This is a genomic window from Corynebacterium sp. LaCa_70, assembly GCF_058182015.1.
The window spans coordinates 850,748-874,582 of sequence record NZ_CP190914.1 but is presented as its reverse complement, the minus strand read 5'-3'; the positions used below and the strand labels follow the sequence as shown (position 1 = coordinate 874,582).

Below are 23,835 nucleotides of genomic sequence, written 5' to 3'. Positions count from 1 at the left end.
AATAATGGGAATCAATATTTCAATCGACTCACTATCGGGTGTCGAAGATAAATTATTAAGCTTATCGGCGATGTCGAAACAAGCTAGCCAAAAGAGCGCACGTACGCGTTTATCCGCGGCCTTTTCACAGATCCCAGGCCTCGGGTTCCTCGCCGCGGAACACGGCAGGACCCTTGCAGGAAATCCTGGGTCAGCGGCCGACGAATTCGACTCGCTACACAACAAACTGGCTTGGGCCGCTAACAACCTGCACAATTTAGCAGATGCTGTCTATGAGCAAGATGAATTTCTTTCAAGCAGCTTAACCCACATGTACTCCGGCCGGCCCGGCGGACATATCAACTTCTTCACTGCAGCTGAGCCATCCGCCAAATCCGCACCGGTGGGGATCAATAGTCCAGCCATCGGCCGCGTACCAGATATCAATCTCCTGGCCAGCTATTTCTCATCTACAGTCGATTCTGCTGCGCATCATGACGCTGACCTCTGGCATTTACTTGGTGATACTGCGGCCGAAATTTCTGACGGGCTCGAAGAGGTAGCTACAGAACTCGAGGCCAACAACTATGGAGAATCCATTTCTGCCGGAGCAGAAAAACTCCGCGGCTTCGCAGAAACTGGTCGCATCCTCAATGCCAATTCCCACATCATGAAGGGAACCATCAACAACCTGGCCGATGCCATTGAGACCACGCGAAAAACCACCACAATTGTGCAAACCACGGTAAATCTGAAACAAGCATCGGCAGATGGTAAAGCGATCGAAGAAGCGTACTTAAACCTATTCCCTGCCCAATTCAGTGCCGCGCTACAACCAGCCGTCCCCCGTTTGCTTGGTCTGAGCATTCCACATCTCGAAGCAAGCGGCGGCGAAAACGAAGCGATCGCACCAGAAGTTGCAGGTTCTACTGCAGAACAAGCGCGCAATGCAGTACAACTTCCCAGTGAAGTCCAGCAAGTTGTGGCGGATTACGGACCAAACCAGGCAACATTTGCCGCAGCAGATGACGGTGCAGCTCAGCTTTCCAACGTTGGCGAATCCAATGCCCACACCAATGCTGCTGCCACCGCCAATCCCGCGGTTACAAATGGACCTGCAACCGGTGCTGGTTCCCACCCAGCAGCCACGAATCCAGTAAATGCCCAGCACGCAGGAGCACCTTCTCCTGGACACGGCCCCACGGCTGCACCAGGACTCAATCGTTTTGACGGCGCACCAAGCACAATGCCAGCAAACAATTCCCCGAATGCTGGTGCATCTCGTGTTTTAGGTGCCGGAAACACTTCTGCCCCAATTACTACGGGAGCTGCCGGACACAACCCATCCGCTGTCGGTGGTGTGGGTGCGGCAAACACAAGCCTCGGCGGACAAGGGATACAGGGTATTGGAAACGGTACCACCGGCAACGGTGTAAGTCGTGGAGGCGGTCATTCTGGTACACCACTTGGTATCGGTTCACGCGGTATAAGCGCACCAGGACTATCCCAAACCGGCGCTATCGGAACCAACCACGGTGACTCTTTCAATGCCCGGCCCATCGGTTCAGGCGGCACTGTTCCTTATGCTGGCGGTGCTGGAGGATCCGGTGGAGCCGGACATCCCGGAGCATCCGGCACGCCAGGAGCACACAATGGTCACAACGCGCATGGCGGGCCAGGCGCCAACGGTGGATCCAATAATGGGGCCGGAAACCACGGCAGCTCCGGCAACGGATCCGGCAACCACGGCGGGCATAATCCACACGGAAATTCTGCTTCCGGCAATGGTAGTTCCCAGTCAGGGCACTCTTCGCGCTCTAACTCCGGGCACATGGGGCGTGGAATGATGCCGATGATGGGTGGTGCTGGGCAACCGCAATCCGGTTCCGGAAACAACTCCACACAAGGCCGGGCCAAAGCTGTCACCACTGCGGTCGAGCGCGAAGGCAACCAAAAAGCATTGCTTGGTGAACGTCGTCCGGTAGTACCCGGTGTCATCGGTGCCTGGGTGCGCGACTAACCAACAGTCTTGTGCACAGCAGTTCGCTCACGCCTAGGTCCCCTTAATTCGGGATACTAGGTAATCCGTTGGGTACAGCAGGTAACTGTTATCTGTAACATCAGAAATCGTATGAATCTCTTCTTCAACGCTGACGTGCAGGCGCGGTGAAATACCCCGCTTATCAGAAGCGAAAAGTGTCAACGCCGCGCCTGCCATCGTGGCCATTCCCTCTGCCAAATCATCGCCATAGGTCACCGGGCGAAACAACGCCATATCTGGCTGTGGGACAGCAAATAGAATCCCCGCACTGAAATCTTCACCGGGGATAAAACGCTGCACACACCAATCCAGAAATATCGGAGCAGACGACCAGTGCGGGCTCGAGCAACGCAGCACATAGGCATATTCCCCACCAGGTCCACTACGCCGACGTTGTACGTCTACCTCGGCATTATCTAAAGCCTGGAAAAGATTCCGCCGAGCAATACCCAAAATCGTGGGAATATCATCATCAATCTCACGTACGACGTGTGCTGGCAACCGTAGATAACTACCCGCATTACCAACCACCAGATACCGCGCCAGGTCGAAACTAAAACTTCCCCATTCACCACCACGCTTGGCATCCAGGTGCAAATACGCCCCACGATAAAATTCAGACAGACTCAGCCCACGCGCCATCGTGTCAGTCTCGGTGCGAATGATATTCGACACAAAAACATCCACGGTTGCCTGCACAGGCGCACCGGCCGATATCTTTTCTAGCAAGGGCACTAAATCCCTGCTCGTTTCATGGCCTTCCCGCCACCGCAGGTGAATCTTACGTCCAGTAGTCTGCATCCCAATCCCGGCGACCCCGAGAGTCGTCTCCAGCTCTGCTTCCAGGTCCTTTGCTTGCCCAGCAGGCAATCCCCAGTGCTTTCTACCGCGGGCAGAGGTAAATTTCGGCTTCGGGTTTAACCTTTTCGGCCACATATGTCCTCACGGGTGCTACCAGTTTTTGATGCTGGCAATTAAGTATCCCGACGCGGGTGATCATTGCCGAAACCACGATCGTCACCGAAGCCGGGTTCGCCATTGTCATCACCATCGACTTCATCAATATCGGCCGGGGTATCCGGCAGCTCGAAATCATCCGGTAATGGTGGCAATTCGCCAGATTCCCATACGCCACCACCTGATTCAATCGCCGCTTGTGGGTCAAAACCGCCTTTAATCAGTTGGTTCATAATGTGCGTATTGGGCGCGATCTCAATTTGTTGGCTGCCGGGAGTCCAATTGGAAATCGTGGTGATCTCCCCGTCATCGTAGACGTGCACCAATGGTGACACCGTGGATTCTGCACTATCCGCAATTTGGGCAGCCACCGGCGCCATACGAGAAATACCTTCCAGCAAGTCCGTGCCCTCGGTCACCGAACGGACCAGCAACAGGTGCCGGGTAGGCATAGAAAACAACAAACCATTGGTGGTGTCGATCTCGGGGGCCCACATTTCGATAAAATCCTCGAGCAACAACGGCGCCGAGCCAAGATAGTGCGAACTCGATTCAAACGTCCACGCCGATGCACCAGGCGATTCCACGGGGCCGTTATGAAACTGCACGTCGATGTCACTATTGCGTAATTCCTCGCGCAGGTTCGTCCGCGCAGCACGCTCCAATGCATCGACATCATCGATCTCAGCCAACTTTTCTAACGCAATCGTCTGAATAGAAGATGCGGTATCCAGCGCAATCGTTGCAGAGGTGTCATTGGTGAAATCAAACAGCGTGGCAGCGTCAATGACCTTTTGTTCTTCTGCGCTCAAATCGCGCGTCGAGACCAAACGCAGGCGTAACCGCGAATACAAGGACGCGGTATCCAGCTGTTCCATGTAGGTATCGTCGTCTAATCCAGTCATAAACGATGCCGCCAAATTCGGGATTGCTTTCGGGTGTTGTGAGCTTGCAACTTGGCGCACCAAATCATCCAGGCGCACCGACATCCGCCCCCGTCGCGGGTGTTCAATGGTCGCTGCCATGCCGTCGAAGCGAATCGACGCCCCCTCAGCCGCCAACTGGCGACGCAGCGACGAGCGCAACTGATCGGCATCTTTCCGGCTCAAGCTAGGAAACGACGGGTCCGGCTGCCGCAACAGGCGGTTTTGGCGATAGCGTCGGAACATCATGTACCTAGTGTAACGGCATCTAGGATTCCAGGCGTTCCAGCACGTGTTGCTGCGCGGTATTCAGCAAGTTGCGCAGCGCAACGACGGCGTCGTCACGCTGTTTCTTGCGTAGTAATTCGATGATTTCCTCGTTTCGGGAAATGAATGGTTCGTGGATATCGCGCTGTGCCAGCGACAAAAAGGCGATGCGCGCTTGGGCAATCACTGGGCGAATATCTTCCACCAGCCGGTGCACCCCTGCTAGTGCTACCAATTCCAGATGCACTTGTGCATTGAGGCTGCCGACGACATGCCAATCATCATGTTCGGCAGCCCGGCGCGCTTCGGTAATAATCATGTCCAGGCTGGACAGGTCGATGGCATCCAAATCGGATTCTGCGACCGCGGCGCATTCGACAATCCGGCGGTAGGTGTATATTTCGCTGATTGCTTCGGCCGTCAGGGTGCGCACGAATACTCCCCGGTTGGGAATGTGTACGACAAGCCCGTCATTAGCCAGAAAGCGAAAAGCCTCACGCAAGGAATTCCGGGAACAATCCAGCTGTTGAGCAAGGCGGGTTTCGGGCAAACGTTGGCCGGGGCGGAGATCCCCGCGCGTGATGCGCTGAGTAATCTCGCGCGCCAAAGAATCAGCGATCATGCATAGTAATTTTATCGACTTTACTGGCGCTAGCAAACTGGTGCTAGCACCTTACTGTGCTGGTATTCCCGCATTCGGTGAGGGCCGGAACAAGATCGCATACCGACGCACCGACGCCACATATACCACTTTCGTGAGTTAACACACAGTTATGCTATCGTTGTTCAACAATCATCAACAACGCTGATCTATGCCACACAAATCCACCTCCGAAGAGCAAGGATCCAGACATGTCACCATCAAGCAACGCTGGCACCGCAGCAGCCGGTTCCGGCTCGCAGCGGGGTGCTAACGCACCTCAGCCAAACCTGAAACAGGCGGCAGCGACCGCATCCACGCGCAGCATCCTGATGGGTGCGATTTTCTTGATGGCTACCTCTGCCATCGGCCCGGGTTTTCTGACCCAAACAGCCGTGTTTACCAACCAGCTCGCCGCCGCGTTTGGGTTCGCGATTCTGGTCTCGATCATCATTGACATCGCAGTACAGATGAACGTCTGGCGCGTTATCGGCATTTCCGGCCTCCGCGCCCAAGAACTCGGCAACGTCGTATTCCCAGGTCTTGGCTACCTGCTTACCGCACTGATCGGCATCGGTGGCTTCGTGTTTAACATCGGCAATATCGCCGGTGGCGGGCTGGGGCTGAACGCTTTGCTGGGCATTGATGCCAAGATCGGCGGCTTGATCACCGCAGGCCTGGCCATCATCATCTTCTCTATCCAGCGCCTGGGTGCCGCCCTGGACAAAATCCTGGTGGTTCTCGGCGTCGTCATGTTTGCGCTGACCATCTACGTCGCCTTCGTCTCCCAACCACCAGTTGGCGAAGCTCTAACCCAAACTGTCTGGCCAGAAACCGTCGACTGGGTCGTAGTCACCACCCTGGTCGGTGGAACCGTCGGTGGCTATATCACCTACGCCGGTGCACATCGGATGCTTGATTCCGGCACCACCGGCCCGGAAAATGTCAAGGCTGTCACCCGCGCATCGGTGACCGCCATTGTGCTTACCGGCGTCATGCGTTTCGTGCTTTTCCTGGCCATCCTGGGCGTAGTCGCAGGTGGCATCGCGCTGAACATCGACGACAACCCAGCAGCAGAGGCCTTCCAGGCCGCCGCGGGTGATTTCGGAATGCGCGCATTCGGCGCCGTACTCTTCGCTGCGGCGTTGTCCTCAGTCATCGGCGCGTCGTATACCTCGGCGACGTTTATCATCCCGAAGAAAGATCACCTGCGTAAAGCGCAGAACATTGTCACTATCGTCTTCATCGTGGCATCAGCTACCACCTTCGCTTTCGTCGGTTCCGCCCCTGCTGCACTGCTAGTATTCGCCGGCGCATTCAACGGACTCGTGCTTCCGGTTGGCTTCACGATGATCATCTACGTCGCTGTGTTCCGCCAGAAAGACCTGTTGTTCGGATACAACTACCCACGCTGGCTGATCGGACTGGGCATGATCGGCGTGGTTATCGCCTGGTTCCTTGCCATTCGCTCATTCGGCGGCGTCTGGGACTTCGTGTTCTAAGCATTCACTGATCGCTGCGCCTGGTACGTAACGGCCGCAACAGCACCCCAAAAACAGCAATACACAGCAATACACTGTCAGGAGATGACAACGATGGCTCATGCATCCGACACCACCGGACTGCACATCGACCTCAACAGCGACCTCGGCGAAAGCTTCGGCAACTGGACCATGGGCAACGACAATGCCGTACTGGATCTGGTCAGCTCCGCCAATATCGCCTGCGGCTTCCACGCCGGTGACCCCAAGGTATTACTCGATACCGTCAAAGCCGCCCACGAGCGTGACGTCCGCATCGGCGCGCACATCGGCTACCGGGATCTCCCCGGCTTCGGCCGCCGCTTCATCGATTACAACGCCGAAGAGCTACTAGCAGAAACCATCTACCAACTCGGCGCTATCAAAGCCGCAGCCGCCGTCGTCGGCGCGAAAGTCAGCTACGTCAAACCACACGGCGCGCTCTATAACCGCATGGCCACCGACAGCTACCAGGCAGAGGCCGTCATCGGCGGAATACTGGCCGTCGACCCACAGCTCAAACTCATGGCCATGTCCGGCACCCCGGTCGTCGGTGAAGCTCGCGCGGCCGGGCTCGAGGTCATCGAAGAAACCTTCGCCGATCGCGCTTACACCGACGAAGGCCGCCTGGTTCCCAGAAAACAACCAGGTGCAGTGCATGACGACGTCGACACCGTCGTCAACCAAGCCCTTGCCATTGCCACCGGGCAGCCTTTCCAGTCTGTCAACGGCAACCCAGTCCAGGTTGCGGGCCAATCTATTTGCGTCCACGGCGACAACGCCAAAGCCCTGGAAATCGTCGAAGCTATCATCGCAGCGCTGAAAAAGGAGGGAATCACCATATGCTGATCCCCTATGGCGACCGCGGTTTGTTGATCGATTTCAGCGACCACGATGATCCTCTCGGCCAGGTACTCGCTTACCAGGCACAACTGGAACGCGACAACCTCGACGCGGTCGTTGATCTGATTCCTGCAGCACACACGCTGCTCATCGCATTCGACCGCAACCCCAACGAAATCACGCTGCCCGAACTCGATAGCGCGGCGTCGACAAGCGAAACTGGTGCTGCACACACCATCGAGGTCACCTACGACGGCGCGGATTTAGACGAACTTGCCGACGACCTGGGCCTCACCCCGGCTGAGCTCATCAAAGCGCACACAGAAACCACCTGGACAGCCGCCTTCGCCGGGTTCGCACCAGGTTTTTTATACTTGCGCCCAGACCAAGAAAGCCCACATGCCCAGGTGTTTGCCGATATCTCTCGCCGAAGCCAACCACGAACCTCCATTCCGGCCGGCTCTGTAGGGCTGGCGGGAGGCTTTTCCGCCGTGTACCCACAAAGTTCACCGGGCGGCTGGCAGTTAATCGGTTCTACCGAAGAGCGCATGTGGGATTTAGACCGCGACCAGCCAGCTCTGCTACAACCCGGCGATTCCGTGCGATTCCAGGAGAAAACATGCTAAAGGTGCTAGAAACCGGACCACAGGCAACTTTTCAGGATCTCGGGCGCAGTGGATATTCCGGATTGGGTGTCGGCCCTTCCGGCGCATTTGACCGTGGTGCTGCCCGGCGTGCCAACCGCATGCTCGGTAACGATGACAACGCTGCCGTCGTCGAGATCCTGTTCGGCGGCTTCCAGGTCACCGCTCAACAGGCGGTACGCATCGTGTTTACTGGCACAGACGCAGATGTCTTCGTCGACAAGCGGCGGATGCGGACCAACACGGTTCTTGATATTCACAAAGGCCAGACCGTGCGATTGGACGTCGGTACCGGGCTGCGCGCTTATTTAGCAGTCGCCGGTGGCTTCGCGGTCGACCCGGTGCTGGGTTCAGTCGCCACGGATACGCTCTCCGGTATCGGTCCTGCCCCCATCGAACCTGGAGCGAGCTTGCCGACGAATACTGGCACCGTCACCCCTGCCCTACCGCAAATCAAGCATCTACCCGCTCAGTTCGTGCCGCAAGCACGCGAGGTCCTCGAAGTGGTGCTTGGGCCGCGCCAGGATTGGTTCGCGGATACCTCCGAGCTGTTTAACCAGGATTTCCGGGTCTCGTCTGACTCCGACCGGATCGGTGTGAATCTCGAGGCAACTCGACCACTGCAGCGGGCCCACGACGGTGAGCTGGCTTCCGAGGGAGCGCTGCGCGGCGCCCTGCAGGTTCCACCCAGTGGGCACCCGGTGGCCTTCGGTGCTGATCACCCAATCACCGGAGGCTACCCAGTCATTGGGGTGTTGACCAGCGAGTCCGTCGACAAGATGGCACAATTAAGCCCCGGCACGATCGTCACGTTCCGGGGTATAAACTAGCGCCAGCTGGCGGGTTACACACTAGCGCCAGCCAGCACGATTATTTCTCGTCTGGTTTCGTTAACAGCTTTTCCCAAACATCGGTATCGCGCCATTCCCCAGCGCGCTCACCGTAGGTCATTTTCGCCATGTGGCTAAACGTTCCAACCTTCTCGTAACCACGAGATTCATGTAACTTCGCGGACCCCTCATTTTCCGGGAAAATCCACGCGTGAATGGCCCACTTGTGCAGGTCCTCTGCCACCTCAATCAGCTTATCTAACAGCGCGCCGGACACACCGCGGCCCTGCGCATCCGGGTGCAAATAGATGGAATCTTCCAACACACCGTGGAACGCCGGGCGGTGGCTAGCAGGCGCGCCCGAAACCCATCCCAAAATTTTGGAATCGTTGTCTTTTTCCACGGCCACGAAGACGGTTTCCATGACCTTCAAGCGAGTGAATTGCTCCCAGGTTGGCGCTTCTGTCTCGTAAGTAGCATGGCCGGTCTCAAGGCCGAGTTCGTAGATTTCGCGCACCTGTGGGTAATCGTCTGGCCGGATGGGGCGCAGGTTGAAGTCATCGGACATTGCTGTTGGTCCTTCCGTAGCTGTGTCGAATTCACTGAAAAGTCGAGTTCACTAAATAGATTGGTACGACTCGCAGCAATGCGTGAAGTACATTTCGCCTTTATCAGCCGCCCAGTTTACACCCGGTTTTATGCACCCGGTTTTACTAGCGTTTCTTTTTGCGCACCCCTCCCGGCGCGTTCCCGCGTGGCCGCGCTCCCTTTCCTGCGTGCTTCGGTTTGTTGCCTTTATGCATAGCATTTTTATGCTTGCCGACGCTTTTCTGCCCCTCTTTGTGCCGCGTCTCTTTGACCGCCCGGTGCCGCGTGGACCCGGATTTGCGCCCTTTCGCGATCCCAACGAAATCTTGAATCGCATCCCCGTCCGCGGCTACTTTCCACACCAAGGCGATCTCAGTCTGCGACACGGCAGCCTTTTCCCCGGAGTGCTCCCCTGCTTCTGGTACATACTCGCCGTGGTACGGCAGCACGCTGATCTGGTTTTTCGATAGCATCTTCAGCAACGGCAGCGGCCCGATCGCCACCCCCACATTGGCAGCCACTAGTTGCAGAGCTTCCCGGAGCTTGTCGACGTTGATCGGGCCCTGCTTTTCTGCCACGAAATTAATGATCTCGCCGTCGATGTCCGCCGGGCCGACGGCCTCGCCGACTTCCGCGAACACGCTATCTTTCGGCACCGCAATCCCGCATTGTTCGGTATAAAGCTTGACGACGTGCAACTGGTGCCCGATTGCCGCTTCGTCGACACGCGAATCCGGTAGGCGCATCAGCGCCAGCTCGGCAGGACCGGCATCATCTGCACCGGCAGCGCCCGCGCCGTCGGCAAGCGCTGCGAAAGGATCATCTGCGGCCGCCGCGTCGAGGCCGTGCGGTGTATCGCGTTGGAATCGCTGGAACCATTTGCCTGGTTCTGTGCCGGTGGCGAATGCGAGGTGCAACATGACGGCAATGCTACCGCGCCTGGCATATAGTAAAAGAACTCACACAATCTTGACGCTGACAATATCAGCTCTGGCAATGCCGACGCTGACACACTGGTCTGCAACTAACTAAAAAGAAGGACACTGCCCATGGAGTTTAAAGCTATTGCCGAATGGACGTTATTCGAAGAAGCGCCCATCCCCGATGACGTCTATCCGCTACTGACCGCTGGTGAGCATGCCCACGTCGCTTTCAAGACCTTCCGCGACAGCGCCATTTTCACCAACAAGCGACTAATCGTTCGGGATTCACAAGGACTACGGGGCAAGAAGGTAGAAATGTATTCGCTGCCCTATTCTGCAATCAATATGTGGTCAACAGAAAATGCTGGCAGCCTGGATTTCAACGCCGAGATTGAGCTGTGGACCCGCGCCGGACACATCAAGATCAAGATCGGCCGTAAGCTGGATGTACGCGCGATCGATAAACTCATTGGCGACTGCGTGCTGGGCTAGGCGCTTGGGTGTCTTCATGGTTGCTGGGTTGATCTGTCCCCAGTGTTGTAGTGTGCAGGTGTGAACGAAAGCAATAACTCGGAAGCAAGCGCTAACCACAACAACACCACCGAGGCCGCCGATACCCCTGATGTTACGGTCCGCGGTGCCGATGCTGCCGCCCCATCCAGCACAGCCATGAAACCGCAGACTGCGGCGAAAAAGCTCGGCATCCACCTGCCAGCCTGCCCGCCGGAATTCCGCAACGGCGGCATCAGCCATGCGCAGCTGCGCTCATTGCAGCACGAGCCACCGCAGTGGCTGCAGCAGTTACGTTTAGAAGGCCCGCACCCGCGTGCTGAAGTCGCCCGCAAGCTCGGCATTTCCGTCAATGCGGTAAAAACCCACTTGGATAAGGCGCTGACCACGGCAGAAATCAAGGAACTACTACAAGATCAGCCGGAATGGTTATCCAAAGCCCGCACCCAGCTGGCGGAATCTCGCAGGGAAAACGCAAAGCCGGGAAACGACGCTGATTCTAACGTATAACTAGCTGGTTCTGGCGTGCTGACTAGCGAGCGCGCTCCCACAAGGCCTGATTAATCGGGGCTGGATCAGGCGCTGCAACCGCTTGCCGACGCCCGGCATCAGTGCGCCACGCGGTTACACGAGTCCAGCCATGCAATGAGCTACCCACCCAGGCTGGTGTTTGCAAAGCTTCTGCCAAGCTCAACACCCCGCGGTGGACCTGCCAGTCGGCCTCCTGCAGGACGCTGACGCTACTGTGGGCTGTCACCGATGCCAGGACTTGGGCTTGTTCCGGTGGCAGCAGGGCAATTTTGTCCGGTGCCGTGTCCTGAGTTTTCTCTTGCAGTTCCGGTTGCCTACCCGATTTCCAATCCGGAAAGAACATGATCGCGGCATTCGCTGCCTCCAGCACCTTCCCGTTGCGGTGCAACACCGCATCGTCGGCCCCGACGGTGCGAGCGCGTTCACGCAATTGCTGCAGGTAGTCGTGATCAGGGCCTTTGACCCGTGGGTGCATGCGTTGATCCTGTTCAGCCGGGATATACAACTCCGTGGTGCTTCGTAATACAGGTGGGTGCCGCAATTGCCATCGAAGCGCACCGCGTGCATCGGCTTCTATTTTCGGGAAATATGTGCCATCACTGGGCAGTTCATCGCGCACCCGCAGCAGGAACGCTTCGATATCCCACTGGTCTAATCCGGCCTCGCGCGCGCCAAGGCTGAACCGGTGTTCGTGGGCTTCACGGCCAACCACGCGGCCATCTTTAATGAGGTAAGAATCCAGGATCTTCATCGCCTGCCCGATTATGCCAGAGTCTCCATCTCGCCTACGCACTCAGCGGAACTGCTAAGCCCCGACGTTTTACGAAGCGCGTTCGGGCAGCTGCGTGCCGTCGGCAAGATGCTCGGCCAGGCCGTCTTGAATCAGCGTTGCCGACAGCCACGAGGCATTCAGGTACCAGCCATCATTGTCCACTTCAACAGCGTGGTCTTTGTGTACCGCACCCAGGCTTCCCCACAGAGAGGTTTCCGTGGGATTTGGGCTGCCGGGTACTACGCCGTAGAAGATCCAGTCAGCGTCGGCGAGTCCGAGTTCTTCGGCAGAAATATCGTGGCTGGATTTATCCGTGAATTGCTGGCTATCCGGCCGCTGTAATCCGGCATCTGCAGCGACAATTCCTGCCATGGATTCGACACCGAAAATATTGAAGGAATCATTTTTCGGGCGTAACAGAGAAATCGTGCCGACGCCATCGTCGATTGCGGCATCCAATGCATCTGCACGCTTCTCGTAGTTCTTCATAAACTTGTCGTATTCTTCGGTTTTGTCGAGCGCGTCGGCAAGAATCTTGAAATCACCTTTCCAATTTTCACCGCCGCCTTTACCCAATGTCACGGGTGCGAGTTGCTCTAGTTTTTTCACAATCTCGGAATCCGTGCGCTCGTTAGCGAAGATATGCGTTGGCTTCAGTGCTGCGATGGCTTCAATATCCGGATTCGCGCGTTCACCAACGACTTCGATTCCGTCCAGGTCAACCTCATCACCATATTCTTCGTGCACAAATTCCGGGATCGCCTCTGCATTTTTAGCGACGGCGACACCTACCGGAACCACTCCAAGCTGCAGGGCATTTTCCAGTTGTCCCGTATTCAGGACAACCACGCGTTCCTCGCTGGCAGCATCCGCTGAGTTGCTTTCGGGCTCAGATTGCTCAGTAGCACATGCTGTCAGTGCGGCCAGCATTCCAACACCAGCCAGTGCCGCGCAGGCTTGTCGAATACGCAAAAATCTCACGAGTTTCTCCTAGTTCGAGCACCATAGCGCAGGAAATCTGCCAATTAGCGTGGTGCAGCCAACAAAACTCGCCTATATTAACACAGCCTAACCTGAATTGGCTATGTGCGTAGCCACCCGAACAATGGCCGGGCCTTCACTTGGGTCTCAGTGTATTCGTCCTCCGGGTCAGACAAGGACACGATCGCTCCGCCCACGCCATAAGTCACCTGTCTGCCCTCAAAAATCAGGGTGCGAATTGTCATGGACAAATCCACTGCCCCATGAAATGAAAAATAACCAAAGGCACCGGAGTATGCACCGCGGTGGCTGCCTTCCAGCCGGTCAATGATGTCGAGCGTGCGTTTTTTCGGCGCGCCGGTCATCGAACCCGCGGGAAACAGCGCACGCACGGCCGCAACTGGGCTGACCGCGCCCAACCGCGCCGACACCGTACTCACGAGCTGGTGCACGCTCGGAAATGATTCCACATCCCACAATTTCGGCACCTCCACGCTGCCGGGCACCGCAACGGCGTTCATATCGTGGCGCACCAGATCCACAATCATCAGATTTTCCGCGCGGTCTTTTTCAGCCTTCTGGAGGCTCTCGCGCAACGCCGTATCTTCAACATCACTCGCTCCCCGCGGGCGGGTCCCTTTAATCGGTTTGCTGGTAACCACACCACCTGCGATGCGCACGAAACACTCCGGGCTTGTCGACACCAACCCAAAATCAGCAAATTCCAGCAACCCTGCTCGCGGCGACGCATGGTTGGCCCGCAAATACGCGAACGCGTCTTTCGGGTGATGCCCGGCAGCTGGCATAGTCAGCCGGTTGGTCAAACAAATTTCATAAGACTCACCGGCTGCAATGAGTTCCTGGGACTGCGCAATCAAATCTAGGTATTCCGCACGCGAATGTAGTTGCTGCGCGACGCCTTGTGGTGCGCCTTGCTGCTCAGTAGCCAGGGAGTGCTCCGGACCAGGAACAGAGACGCCAGCGTCTGCAGTCTTGAACACCTGAGCTTCTTGTAATCCTGCAACCATGGCATCCACCCACGCCTGTTGTACAGCAGCCGTTTCTGCATTCTCACACAGCGCCACCACATGGCACTGGCCGTCGACAAGAATGAGCGCCCGATCCGCCAACAACAGCTGCGCATCCCAAAAATCCTCACGCGCATGGGGAGCAGAATAGCCGCAATCCGCCTTGAGCTCGTAGCCCAAATAGCCCACTAGCCCCAAGCTAAATTCGCACCCAGGCACCGGTGGTTGCACCGCGGAATAGTGCTGCATCAGGCGCTCGATTGTAGCGAACACGGACTCGCGGTGTAGTGCAGGGCTTTCCTGTTCCCCCGCATCGCCAAGGCGAGAGATTTCGACTTCCCCGCGCGCAACAGAAGCTTTGATATGCCGAGCAAGCGGGCCAGAATCATCCCCCATACAGAGTGCCCCGGAACCGTCTTCGATCCACCAGCGCTGCCCATGCAAATGCTCATAGGCACGCATCGGGTCGGTGGCCAGCGCTTCTGCCGGAAAAGCTCGGGAAATCAGCCAGGGCTTGATGCCATGCTCATTCGATTCGGCGAAATCAGCACACTCTGTATCTCTATCTGTATCTGTGTCTGTATCGCACCTCACGTCATCGAAATACGTGCGCTCACAACCCGTGCTCTCGCAACCAGCACTACCGCCAGGAAAACTATCCCGCGCAGCAAGCTGCAAGAAATTACGCACGATGCCCATGCCATGCGCATCAGCAATGGATTCTGGATGGAACTGCACGCCCCACCACGGCTTGTGCTTGTGCTCCAAACCCATCACTAATTTATCCGCGTCCGCGGTACGCGCGGTGACACGAAAACAGTCCGGGACGGGATTGTTAACGTCGTCGGCCACCACCAGCGAGTGATAACGCACCGCCTGATAATCCACGTCAATACCGGAAAACAACCCGGTACCATCGTGCGTAATCCGACTCCGGCGACCATGAAACGGCTCGGGTGCACCTACCACCGAGCCGCCTTCCACCCAGGCCATGGCTTGCTGGCCTAAACACACCCCCAACACCGGCAACCCAACGTGTAACGCGGCTGCGGAATGCCCCAGATCAGACGGGTTTTCCGGTGTTCCCGGCCCCGGCGAAATAATCACTGCACCGAAGCCGGCCTGACGCACGAAAGCGGCGAAATCTAGCCCGCCGAGATCAGCGTCATTAGCAATAACCACAACCTCCTGGCCGGCCATGCGCACATAACTAGCCAGGTTATTGGTAAACGAGTCGTGGTTATCAACCAGGACTACCTTCAATTACTAAACCAGCTTCCAGTCTTCCAGGCCCTCATACAGTGGGAAGTCCTGGGTGAGCTTCTCAACGCGGCTACGCAGCTGTGCGACATCTTTGCCCAGCAATGCCTGGGCAATAACGTCAGCGGTTTCTTCAAATGCCTTCTCGTCGAAACCACGGGTGGCCAACGCCGAGGCACCAATGCGCAGACCAGAAGTCACCATTGGTGGACGCGGATCGTTCGGCACCGCGTTGCGGTTGACGGTGATGCCTACCTCGTGCAGGCGGTCTTCTGCCTGCTGGCCGTCTAGTTCCGAGTTACGCAGGTCAGCCAAGACCAAGTGGGTATCAGTACCACCGGTGAGCACGGAAATACCAGAATCCAAGCAATCCTGCGCCGTCAGGCGCTCCGCCAAGATGCGCGCTCCGTCGATGGTGCGCTGCTGGCGCTCGCGGAATTCTTCAGTAGCAGCAACTTTGAAAGACACTGCCTTCGCAGCCACAGCATGCATCAATGGGCCGCCCTGCTGGCCCGGGAATACAGCGGAGTTGATCTGCTTAGCATAGTCCTGCTTCGCCAAAATCAGACCAGAACGTGGGCCGCCCAAGGTCTTGTGCACGGTGGAAGAGACGATATCGGAGTGTGGAACTGGCGATGGGTACAGATCCGCAGCCACCAGACCAGCGAAGTGCGCCATATCAGTCCACAGATAAGCGCCCACCTCATCGGCGATGGAGCGGAAGGCTTCGAAATCCAAACGACGCGAATACGCCGACCAGCCAGCGATGATCACCTGTGGCTTTTCTGCCAGAGCCTGCTCGCGGACCTTGTCCATATCGATGCGGTGGGTTTCTGGATCCACCTCGTATGCAGCAACCTCATACAGCTTGCCGGAGAAGTTCAGCTTCATACCGTGGGTGAGGTGGCCACCGTGTGCCAGGGACAAGCCCATGATCTTGTCACCTGGCTTGATCAGCGATGCCAATACCGCAGCGTTGGCCTGTGCACCGGAGTGTGGCTGCACGTTAGCGAATTCCGCTCCGAACAGTTCCTTGGCGCGCTGACGTGCAAGATCTTCAATAACATCGACGTGCTCGCAACCGCCGTAGTAGCGACGACCCGGGTAGCCCTCAGCGTACTTGTTGGTCAGTACCGAACCTTGTGCCTGCAACACCGCGCGTGGCACGAAGTTTTCCGAGGCAATCATTTCCAAGGTTCCACGTTGACGGGAGATTTCTCCGTCGATGGCAGCAGCTACCTCTGGGTCAAACTCAGACAGCGGGGATTCAAACATCAAAGCGGGCCTTTCTGCACGCAGGTGGCGATTATGATGCTTATAACAATAACACCAAGCAGCAATGAGACAATACCTACTATGACTACCAGCCCCTACCTGGATTTTTCCCGCGAACACTGGCGTAACCTGCGTAAATCCGTTCCCCAATTATTGACGGAAGATGAGGTCGCCGAACTTGCCGGGATCGGGGAAAATATCGACCTCGACGAAGTCGCCGACGTCTACCTGCCACTGGCTCGTCTGCTGCATTTCCAGATCGAAGCCCACCGCCGGGTCAACGATGCCGCCCAGCAGTTTTTGGGGCATCCACCAGAAAAGGTGCCGTTTATCATCGCAGTCGCGGGGTCAGTAGCCGTCGGCAAGTCCACTACCGCCCGCCTGCTGCAGGTGTTGTTGCAAAAGTGGGATAAACACCAGCGCGTTGACCTCGTGCCCACCGACGGTTTCTTGTTGCCCACCGCAGAATTGAAGAAGCGTGGGTTGATGAAGCGCAAGGGATTCCCAGAATCCTATGACCAGCGTGGGTTATTGCGTTTTGTCACAGAGGTGAAATCCGGCGCACCTGAGGCCCATGCACCGGTATATTCCCACACCGCCTATGACATTTTGCCTGGTGAAGTCCAGCGCATCCGCCAACCAGACATATTGATCATTGAGGGCCTGAACGTGTTGCAAACCGGGCGCACGCTCATGGTTTCGGACCTTGTGGATTTTTCCGTCTATGTCGACGCTCATATCGACGATATCGAGAGCTGGTACATCGAGAGATTCTTAAAACTGCGACGCACTGCATTCCGGGAGCCCGGCGCACATTTTGCCCACTTCGCGGATTTAGACGAAGCTGCCGCACGCGGCGAAGCCCGCGAGATCTGGCAGTCCATCAACCTGCCCAACCTGGTGGAAAATATCTTGCCGACGCGCGTGCGGGCGTCGTTGGTCCTACGAAAAAACCAGGATCACCTGGTAGAAAAGGTGCGGCTACGCAAACTATAACCGCCGCACCTGTGTGCGGGAATCTACCCGCGTGGTTGCCTATTTACCGAATCGTCGTGAACGCTGCGAGAATTCGCGCAGTGCGCGGAAGAAATCAATTTTGCGAAACGCGGGCCAGTAAGTATCGGTAAACCAGATTTCCGAGTACGCTGCCTGCCACAGCAAAAAACCCGACAACCGCTGCTCACCCGAAGTTCGGATCACCAAATCCGGATCGGGCAAACCTTTGGTGTACAAGTGGCGCGAAATAGATTCCGCGGTAACGGCCTCTGCGATTTCGTCGGCAGATAGCCCCTTGTTCGCCTCGGCGCGTATCAGTTTTTGTACAGCATCCACGATTTCTTGTCGGCCACCATAGCCCACGGCCACGTTGACGATCACACCTGTGTTGTCCCGGGTCGTTGCCGCTGCTTGCTCCATGCGCTGGGCCACCTCGTCTGGCAACAGATCCAAATGGCCCACCAAGCGAACCTGACAATCTGGTTCCCCCTGTGCAAGCTGCACCACAACGTCAGTGATGATGTCGAAAAGCAGATTTAGCTCTTCTGGGGCACGCCGCAGGTTTTCCGTGGACAACAAATAGCAGGTAACAACCTCGACTTCGGTCTCTGCACACCATGAGACTAATTCGGCGATCTTGTGTGCACCACGACGGTGCCCCTGACTGATATCGGTAAACCCGGCTTCGCGCGCCCAGCGCCGGTTTCCATCGGCCATGATCGCGACGTGTTTCGGCTGTGGGCGTCCTTTCAGGCCACGACGAATGCGTGCTTCATAAATTGGATAGACCAATTCCCGCAGTTTCATCTCTACCGCCGATCGTGCACGCCGGCTTCGCGCATTGCAGCCTCAACAGCCTCGACGTCAAAAGGATCCAAACCATGATCTTCCGCAAACGCGCGCCGACGGCGGAACTTCGACTGGCGACGGTGAAAAGACCAGCCCAAAACCATAATCGCGACCGCTAAGGACACGATAACCAGCAAACCGATCGGCGAGGCTTTGCCAAACTCTGGCCCCATCGGGCCTTCGTGCACCTGGTTTTGTGCCCAGTAAAATACCTCATCGGCGGTGTAGGCGACGTGCGTTACTGAGGCATGCAACGTCGACGGCAGTGACTGCAGTGAAATCTGCATCAGTCGGTCCCCTCCAAACCGGCGAATAAATCAGTCTCCGGCAACTCGGTTGCTACCCTGCTGCGCGCCAGTTCATATTCTTCAGTGGGCCAGAGTTCCTGTTGGGTGGACACATCAGTAGCCATGAACGCACCCGCAGGATCGATTTGGGTGGCGTGTGCGCGCAACGCAGCCTCACGGTGCGAGAAATAGTCGCTGCACTCCACCTGCGTGGTCACACGCGACATGATATCCGCCAAGTGCGGATCCCAACGTTCCATCATCGGACCATACGGCGAGGACTTCCCCTGTGCCAACAGCCGGTTATGGAACATTTCCATGCGCTGGTACACGAAGCCGTGGCTGTAATACAGCTTCAGTGGTTCCCAGGCAGGAACTTCCGGAAGAAACTCTGGATCACCAGCGCGCTCCCACGCGATCATGCTGATCTCATGGACCTTCAAGTGATCCGGATGCGGGTAGCCGCCGTTTTCGTCATACGTCATGATGACGTGCGGCTTGAACTCACGAATGATTTCAATCAGCTCGGTGGCGACCTTCATGCTGTCCTCACGAGCAAAACAGCCGTCGGGAAGCGGCGGCATCGGGTCCCCCTGCGGCAGGCCTGAATCCACATAGCCCATCCACTTGTGCTGCACCCCCAATGCACGCACTGACTCGGCCATTTCTTCATGGCGCACAGCCTGTATGTTTTCTTTCACCCCGGGCTTATCCATTGCCGGGTTGATAATATCGCCGCGCTCACCACCCGTGCAGGTGACAATCATGACCTCGTGACCATTGTGCGCATACATCGCGGTCGTCGCTGCGCCTTTTGATGCCTCGTCATCGGGGTGGGCATGGATAGACAGCAACCGGTAGCTCACATCGGTCCTTTCGCACAGTCGCTAGATATTTGCTCGAACTGATTATATTACCTAATTGTACTGGCCGATACACCTGCCTTAAGATGCGAAGAATGAGCACTCGCAAGCGCGCACGGTACGGTTCACGTGGCTCCACAGGCCCGAATGGCTCGAAGGGCTCAATTGGCTCTACTACTTCCGGGAACAACCTCACCGGCAAAATTCTCGTGGCCCTTGTAGTGCTGATGCTGGCAATCGGTTCCTGGGGGCTATTCCGGTTATTTAATGCCGACACACCCGCCGCCGAAATCACGCTTTTAAGCCAGGAATACCCCGATGATGACACGCTGCGGGTATGGGTAGATATCACCCGCGATGACCCGGAAGTACCTGCGTATTGCATCGTCCAAGCGTTTAACTATGAAAAGGCCGAGGTGGGTCGTGTAGAAATCCCCATGGCCCCCGGTGAGAAACGCACTGAACGCCTCAGCGTCGATGTACCGGTACGCGCAGGCGAAAAAGCCGTGGCGGGTGGTGTCTATGGTTGTTCCGGCACTATCCCAGCCCATCTGAAACTCGGTGACTAGCTCGTTACTAGATAGCGATTAGCTAGTGCGGAGACACCCTACCGTAATTCATCGCACGCACCGAGTACGTCGAGAAGGCTTTGCACGGAGACTACGCAGAGAATGGTGCGGGCAGAATATCTGAAGCCCTGGGCAAAATTACACGGGCATATGCGTTAAGATCTAGGCAGAATCGTCGCAACGCAGCGAGTGCAAACACCAGAATTTTTGCACAACCATTTGCGCAACCAGAAGAATCTAAGGAAGGCTTCACACGGACATGGCTGAAAACCGAAAGCAGTACATTACGCCAGAAACCAAGGCAAAGCTGGAAGAGGAACTGCAGGCTCTGATCGACCACCGCCCGGTAGTCGCTGCTGAGATTAACGAGCGCCGCGAAGAAGGCGACTTGAAAGAAAACGCCGGCTACGACGCTGCGCGTGAGATGCAGGACCAGGAAGAGGCCCGCATCAAGCACATCTCGGAGATTCTCGCGAACTCCACCACCGAGCGCACCGGTGTGCAAGAAGGTGTTGCCAACGTCGGTTCCGTCGTCCACGTGCACTACAACGAGGATCCAGAAAACAAAGAAACCTTCTTGATCGGTACCCGCGCCGCGGCCACCGACAACGAAAACTTGGAAACCTACTCGGAGCAATCCCCGCTCGGTGCAGCAATCCTGGGCGCCGAAGAAGGCGAAACCCGCCAGTACTCCGCACCAAACGGCAACGTCATCAAGGTCACCATTGACTCGGCCGCACCTTATGACTCCGCGTTGTACGCTACCCCACGCGACGAAAAATAAGTAAGGAATTTCCCATGACTAACTACCGTAAATTCGCCGTGACCGGAGTTTCTGCAGCAGCCCTCGCATTGGCTGCCTGCACCCCTCCGAATGAAAACCCTTCGGATCAGAAGGTCGAAACTGGTAATACTTTCGAGGCACCAACCTCCAGCGCCCCTACGGGCACTGAGACCGCTGAAGCTGGCACCACTGCTACCGACAGCACCACAGGCACTGGCACCAGTGGAAACGGTCAATCCGTACAGACCACGGAAACCGTCATCGGTGGAACCGAGTCCGAGCTGGACGACGACGAAGACGCTGAATTAGCCAAGGCCTCTGGAGATTCCGCGAGGGGTTCTGCAGGGGCCACGAAAACCACTGGCCCGCGCAAATCCACCGGGAAAACAATCGGGTTCATCAACTGCCTAGGAACCCCTGAGAAAAAACCCGACCATATCGTGTTGAACTGCGCGCACCCCGACGACCGCTTAACCAAGCTCAAGTGGGATTCGTGGGATGCCGATTCGGCGAAAGCCAGCGCACAAGATGCAGACAATAACACCGTCTCGTTAGTTCTCCGCAGCCCTGTGGAGTCTGCACAGGGCACCGTCTTTTCAGAAATCTGGGTCGACGGACAACTGGTTACTCCATAACCGCTGTTAATCCGTAGCCGCTGAATAGCACACACAAAACTCCGGTGGGCCGGACTGCTTATTAGCAATCACACGCCCACCGGAGTTTTCCACTGTTCGCACGGTAATTACCCGTGCGAAAGCTACGAATAGTCGACCATCTAGCGCTGCTGGAAGTACGACAGCAGACGCAGAATCTCAGTGTAGAGCCAGACCAAGGTCACAGCCAGACCCAATGCAACGCCCCAGGCCATCTTGGATGGTGCACCGGCGCGGATCATACGATCAGCAGCGTCAAAATCCGTCAAGAACGATGCAGCGGCCAAACCAATGCAGACCAGCGAGAAGATAATCGCCAGGATTCCACCATCACGCAACGGGTTATTGCCGGTAAACATCGCCAATAGGAAGTTGCCCAGCATCAAAACAACGACACCAATGATGCAGGAAGTCAGGATCTTGTTGAAACGCGGGGTAACTTTCACTGCGCCGGTCTTATACACAATGAGCATGCCCAAGAAGACACCCACGGTTCCCAGGACGGCCTGACCGATCAGGCTCGCCGCATTGGCTTCGCCGACGTACATGCCAGAAAAGACCAGCGAGATACCACCGACAAACAAGCCTTCAAAAACGGCATAGAGCAGGGTCACAACCGGTGAACCCCATTTCTTGCCGAAGGAAGCGACCAACACGGTGACAAATCCGGCAATGGCACCGGCAAACGTTGCCATCATCGCGATCTGTGGATTCACCATGCCGATGCCGAAGTTCACGACGGCAAACAAGATAATTACGCCCAGCGTGATACCAGTCTTGGTGACGACGTCGTCGACAGTCATCGGGCGGTCAGCTTCTTGCTGCTGGCTCATTGGGGCGTAGCCGCCCTGCCCGCCGTAATTATCGTAAGCGTTGTAGTCCATCTGCTGCTGGAAACCAGCACTGTTGCCATTTCCATTGGCCCCAGCAGACAAATTGCTCATAACGGGGTTGCTGTTACGCACTGTAGAAATCCCGTGCCTTTCGTGTCATGGGTTGTACGTTTCTCATCTAGTGTAACGATGCGAAAGGCAAAATAGTTCCCACAATCATGAATGAATTATCAGCGGTGTGCCTGATCACCGGTGCGTCTCATCATTGTGGATATTGTGGGGTGTCATGGGGAGGGTGATTTAATAACGGACACTACATGGACACCAACCACGTTTTAGTGCCCACGTCTCCAGAGTTTCCGCTGGTCATGGTGCCCCCAGTCGGGCTCGAACCGACACTGTATGGATTTTAAGTCCACCGCCTCTGCCAATTGGGCTATGGGGGCAAATACCACGCCATCAGCTACTACGAGCTGCGGGTGGCACGGATACTTACTTTAGCACAGGAAGCGTTCCCGCTAGTTTCCAGATCACCCCATCCAGGATATCTTTTTCACTAATCACGAACTCACGCACTCCGTTGTGACGTTCAATCATATCCATGATGCCGCGCACAGCCACTGCCCCACCACCAAGTACATCGGCACGGCCAGGGTGCACCACGGGGTTTTGCGCACGCTGCGCAGCAGAAGTATGAATTACCTGCTCCAACAACACTCGCAGCGCTGCAAAGCGTAACACCGAACCATGGATCTGTTCCGGCTCGTAGTGTTCCAGGCCTTGTGCCAGCGCCGACAGCGTCGTGAAGGTTCCAGCACAACCAACGACGGTACGTGCCTTGTCAATCGGAACCAGTTTCTCCACCTCAGACATGCGCTCGGCGACGAAATCATCAGCTATTTCAATCTCCGTCTCACTCGGTGGATCAGACGGCATCATACGCTCAGTAATACGCACGCAGCCCATTGCTGCAGAATGTGCGCCAAGCAGCTCTTCGCCCTTTTCACTGACGATAAATTCTGTCGAGCCACCACCTAAATCAATGACGCAAAACGGGCCGGCATCGTCGGCAAGATCCTGCACAGCCCCCAAAAAGGACAGCTCCGCTTCTTCCTCGCCGGTAATAACTTCGGCCTGCGCGCCGCTTTCTACTTCACCGAGCAACTCCGCAGTCATGGCAAAAAACTCGCGGTTGTTTTTCGCATCACGCACCGCGGCCGTGGCAACCATGCGCACCTTTTCCACATTCTCGAATTTCATGATGTTGACGTAATTCCGCAAGGCTCTACGAGTACGTTCAATCGCATCCGGGGCAAGCTCGCCAGTAGCATCCACACTCTGCCCCAGGCGCACGATCTCCATCCGGCGCGTGACTTCGTGAGCCGTAAATCCCGACGGCGCACTACTCGTGCGGGTGATATCGCTGATCAGCAAACGGATCGAGTTCGTGCCACAGTCCACGGCTGCAATGCGCGTCATAAAAGTCCTT

At 56.6% G+C, this 23,835-nt stretch carries 25 protein-coding genes and 1 tRNA gene; 11 read left to right on the top strand and 15 right to left on the bottom strand.

Features of this window, described 5'->3' with window-relative positions; genetic code table 11:
• Positions 1 to 4 precede the first annotated feature (4 nt).
• A complete protein-coding gene (locus ACP8MI_RS03975; protein WP_302500956.1) occupies positions 5 to 1,999 on the top strand; it encodes a hypothetical protein in 1,995 nt (664 codons plus the stop codon).
• Positions 2,000 to 2,032: 33 nt separating this feature from the next.
• On the opposite strand, the gene ACP8MI_RS03970 is transcribed toward ACP8MI_RS03975, so the two are convergent.
• From ACP8MI_RS03970 to ACP8MI_RS03960, 3 genes are read right to left on the bottom strand one after another with little or no spacing between them, the layout of a single operon-like run.
• Positions 2,033 to 2,956 carry a hypothetical protein gene (locus ACP8MI_RS03970; protein WP_239212055.1) on the bottom strand — a complete coding sequence of 308 codons (924 nt, stop codon included), beginning with the start codon at positions 2,954 to 2,956 and terminating at the stop codon, positions 2,033 to 2,035.
• 38 nt (positions 2,957 to 2,994) lie between these two features.
• Positions 2,995 to 4,149 carry a hypothetical protein gene (locus ACP8MI_RS03965; protein ID WP_126843849.1) on the bottom strand — a complete coding sequence of 385 codons (1,155 nt, stop codon included), beginning with the start codon at positions 4,147 to 4,149 and terminating at the stop codon, positions 2,995 to 2,997.
• Between the two features lie 19 nt (positions 4,150 to 4,168).
• Complete coding sequence (locus ACP8MI_RS03960) at positions 4,169 to 4,789, bottom strand: GntR family transcriptional regulator (RefSeq protein ID WP_049148217.1); 621 nt, start codon at positions 4,787 to 4,789, stop codon at positions 4,169 to 4,171.
• Between the two features lie 230 nt (positions 4,790 to 5,019).
• On the opposite strand from ACP8MI_RS03960, the gene ACP8MI_RS03955 reads away from it, so the two are divergent.
• From ACP8MI_RS03955 to ACP8MI_RS03940, 4 genes are all read left to right on the top strand, one after another.
• Positions 5,020 to 6,309, top strand: coding sequence for an NRAMP family divalent metal transporter (locus tag ACP8MI_RS03955; protein ID WP_049148218.1), 1,290 nt, complete (start codon positions 5,020 to 5,022; stop codon positions 6,307 to 6,309).
• Between the two features lie 93 nt (positions 6,310 to 6,402).
• Entirely contained in the window at positions 6,403 to 7,176 is a 774-nt protein-coding gene (locus ACP8MI_RS03950; protein ID WP_018119923.1) for a 5-oxoprolinase subunit PxpA, read from the top strand.
• On the top strand, positions 7,170 to 7,796 hold the full coding sequence (locus ACP8MI_RS03945) for a 5-oxoprolinase subunit B family protein (protein ID WP_126843848.1): 627 nt from the start codon (positions 7,170 to 7,172) through the stop codon (positions 7,794 to 7,796). Before ACP8MI_RS03950 ends, ACP8MI_RS03945 begins: the two co-directional genes overlap by 7 nt.
• Complete coding sequence (locus ACP8MI_RS03940) at positions 7,790 to 8,644, top strand: 5-oxoprolinase subunit C family protein (protein ID WP_126843847.1); 855 nt, start codon at positions 7,790 to 7,792, stop codon at positions 8,642 to 8,644. Before ACP8MI_RS03945 ends, ACP8MI_RS03940 begins: the two co-directional genes overlap by 7 nt.
• A gap of 40 nt (positions 8,645 to 8,684) precedes the next feature.
• Here the strand turns inward: ACP8MI_RS03940 and ACP8MI_RS03935 are convergent, their stop codons facing one another.
• Positions 8,685 to 9,212 carry a GNAT family N-acetyltransferase gene (locus ACP8MI_RS03935; protein WP_018119920.1) on the bottom strand — a complete coding sequence of 176 codons (528 nt, stop codon included), beginning with the start codon at positions 9,210 to 9,212 and terminating at the stop codon, positions 8,685 to 8,687.
• A gap of 145 nt (positions 9,213 to 9,357) precedes the next feature.
• Positions 9,358 to 10,152, bottom strand: coding sequence for a type 2 periplasmic-binding domain-containing protein (locus ACP8MI_RS03930; RefSeq protein WP_147578914.1), 795 nt, complete (start codon positions 10,150 to 10,152; stop codon positions 9,358 to 9,360).
• 129 nt (positions 10,153 to 10,281) lie between these two features.
• Between ACP8MI_RS03930 and ACP8MI_RS03925 the strand changes: the two genes are divergently transcribed.
• Positions 10,282 to 10,647, top strand: a complete 366-nt coding sequence (locus ACP8MI_RS03925; RefSeq protein WP_018119918.1) for a PH domain-containing protein — start codon at positions 10,282 to 10,284, stop codon at positions 10,645 to 10,647.
• 177 nt (positions 10,648 to 10,824) lie between these two features.
• Positions 10,825 to 11,175 carry a DUF5997 family protein gene (locus ACP8MI_RS03920; RefSeq protein ID WP_039733647.1) on the top strand — a complete coding sequence of 117 codons (351 nt, stop codon included), beginning with the start codon at positions 10,825 to 10,827 and terminating at the stop codon, positions 11,173 to 11,175.
• A 22-nt stretch (positions 11,176 to 11,197) separates the two neighbouring features.
• Here the strand turns inward: ACP8MI_RS03920 and ACP8MI_RS03915 are convergent, their stop codons facing one another.
• The 4 genes from ACP8MI_RS03915 to glyA form a co-directional block, all read right to left on the bottom strand.
• Complete coding sequence (locus ACP8MI_RS03915; RefSeq protein ID WP_144736693.1) at positions 11,198 to 11,989, bottom strand: aminotransferase class IV; 792 nt, start codon at positions 11,987 to 11,989, stop codon at positions 11,198 to 11,200.
• Between the two features lie 27 nt (positions 11,990 to 12,016).
• On the bottom strand, positions 12,017 to 12,949 hold the full coding sequence (locus ACP8MI_RS03910; protein WP_018119915.1) for an ABC transporter substrate-binding protein: 933 nt from the start codon (positions 12,947 to 12,949) through the stop codon (positions 12,017 to 12,019).
• A 101-nt stretch (positions 12,950 to 13,050) separates the two neighbouring features.
• The gene (locus ACP8MI_RS03905; RefSeq protein ID WP_284589518.1) at positions 13,051 to 15,240 is read right to left on the bottom strand and encodes a chorismate-binding protein; all 2,190 of its coding nucleotides are present in this window, start codon (positions 15,238 to 15,240) and stop codon (positions 13,051 to 13,053) included.
• 3 nt (positions 15,241 to 15,243) lie between these two features.
• Positions 15,244 to 16,512: a serine hydroxymethyltransferase gene (gene glyA / locus ACP8MI_RS03900; protein WP_018119913.1), complete on the bottom strand. Its 1,269-nt coding sequence runs from the start codon at positions 16,510 to 16,512 to the stop codon at positions 15,244 to 15,246.
• Between the two features lie 81 nt (positions 16,513 to 16,593).
• On the opposite strand from glyA, the gene coaA reads away from it, so the two are divergent.
• Positions 16,594 to 17,508 carry a type I pantothenate kinase gene (coaA, locus tag ACP8MI_RS03895; protein ID WP_049168812.1) on the top strand — a complete coding sequence of 305 codons (915 nt, stop codon included), beginning with the start codon at positions 16,594 to 16,596 and terminating at the stop codon, positions 17,506 to 17,508.
• A gap of 39 nt (positions 17,509 to 17,547) precedes the next feature.
• On the opposite strand, the gene ACP8MI_RS03890 is transcribed toward coaA, so the two are convergent.
• Genes ACP8MI_RS03890 through mca form a run of 3 tightly spaced genes read right to left on the bottom strand, consistent with a single transcriptional unit; the run spans position 17,548 to position 19,510 of the window.
• Positions 17,548 to 18,315 (bottom strand): isoprenyl transferase, encoded by a 768-nt coding sequence (locus tag ACP8MI_RS03890; protein ID WP_018119911.1) that lies wholly within the window; start codon positions 18,313 to 18,315, stop codon positions 17,548 to 17,550.
• A gap of 2 nt (positions 18,316 to 18,317) precedes the next feature.
• The gene (locus tag ACP8MI_RS03885) at positions 18,318 to 18,644 is read right to left on the bottom strand and encodes a hypothetical protein (protein WP_018119910.1); all 327 of its coding nucleotides are present in this window, start codon (positions 18,642 to 18,644) and stop codon (positions 18,318 to 18,320) included.
• Positions 18,644 to 19,510 carry a mycothiol conjugate amidase Mca gene (mca, locus tag ACP8MI_RS03880; RefSeq protein ID WP_018119909.1) on the bottom strand — a complete coding sequence of 289 codons (867 nt, stop codon included), beginning with the start codon at positions 19,508 to 19,510 and terminating at the stop codon, positions 18,644 to 18,646. The genes ACP8MI_RS03885 and mca overlap by 1 nt, the downstream gene beginning before the upstream one ends.
• 92 nt (positions 19,511 to 19,602) lie before the next feature.
• Between mca and ACP8MI_RS03875 the strand changes: the two genes are divergently transcribed.
• The 3 genes from ACP8MI_RS03875 (at position 19,603) to ACP8MI_RS03865 (ending at position 21,495) form a co-directional block, all read left to right on the top strand.
• Positions 19,603 to 20,076, top strand: a complete 474-nt coding sequence (locus tag ACP8MI_RS03875) for a DUF4307 domain-containing protein (protein ID WP_018119908.1) — start codon at positions 19,603 to 19,605, stop codon at positions 20,074 to 20,076.
• Positions 20,077 to 20,335: 259 nt separating this feature from the next.
• On the top strand, positions 20,336 to 20,860 hold the full coding sequence (greA, locus tag ACP8MI_RS03870; RefSeq protein ID WP_018119907.1) for a transcription elongation factor GreA: 525 nt from the start codon (positions 20,336 to 20,338) through the stop codon (positions 20,858 to 20,860).
• A 14-nt stretch (positions 20,861 to 20,874) separates the two neighbouring features.
• Positions 20,875 to 21,495, top strand: a complete 621-nt coding sequence (locus ACP8MI_RS03865; RefSeq protein WP_049148222.1) for a hypothetical protein — start codon at positions 20,875 to 20,877, stop codon at positions 21,493 to 21,495.
• 140 nt (positions 21,496 to 21,635) lie between these two features.
• Here the strand turns inward: ACP8MI_RS03865 and ACP8MI_RS03860 are convergent, their stop codons facing one another.
• The 3 genes from ACP8MI_RS03860 to ACP8MI_RS03850 all read right to left on the bottom strand — a co-directional run bounded on the left by ACP8MI_RS03860 (position 21,636) and on the right by ACP8MI_RS03850 (position 23,825).
• The gene (locus ACP8MI_RS03860; RefSeq protein WP_026167761.1) at positions 21,636 to 22,478 is read right to left on the bottom strand and encodes a Bax inhibitor-1/YccA family protein; all 843 of its coding nucleotides are present in this window, start codon (positions 22,476 to 22,478) and stop codon (positions 21,636 to 21,638) included.
• 237 nt (positions 22,479 to 22,715) lie between these two features.
• Positions 22,716 to 22,792 (bottom strand) — tRNA-Leu (locus tag ACP8MI_RS03855).
• Positions 22,793 to 22,838: 46 nt separating this feature from the next.
• The gene (locus tag ACP8MI_RS03850; RefSeq protein WP_018119904.1) at positions 22,839 to 23,825 is read right to left on the bottom strand and encodes a Ppx/GppA phosphatase family protein; all 987 of its coding nucleotides are present in this window, start codon (positions 23,823 to 23,825) and stop codon (positions 22,839 to 22,841) included.
• Between the last annotated feature and the right edge of the window lie 10 nt (positions 23,826 to 23,835).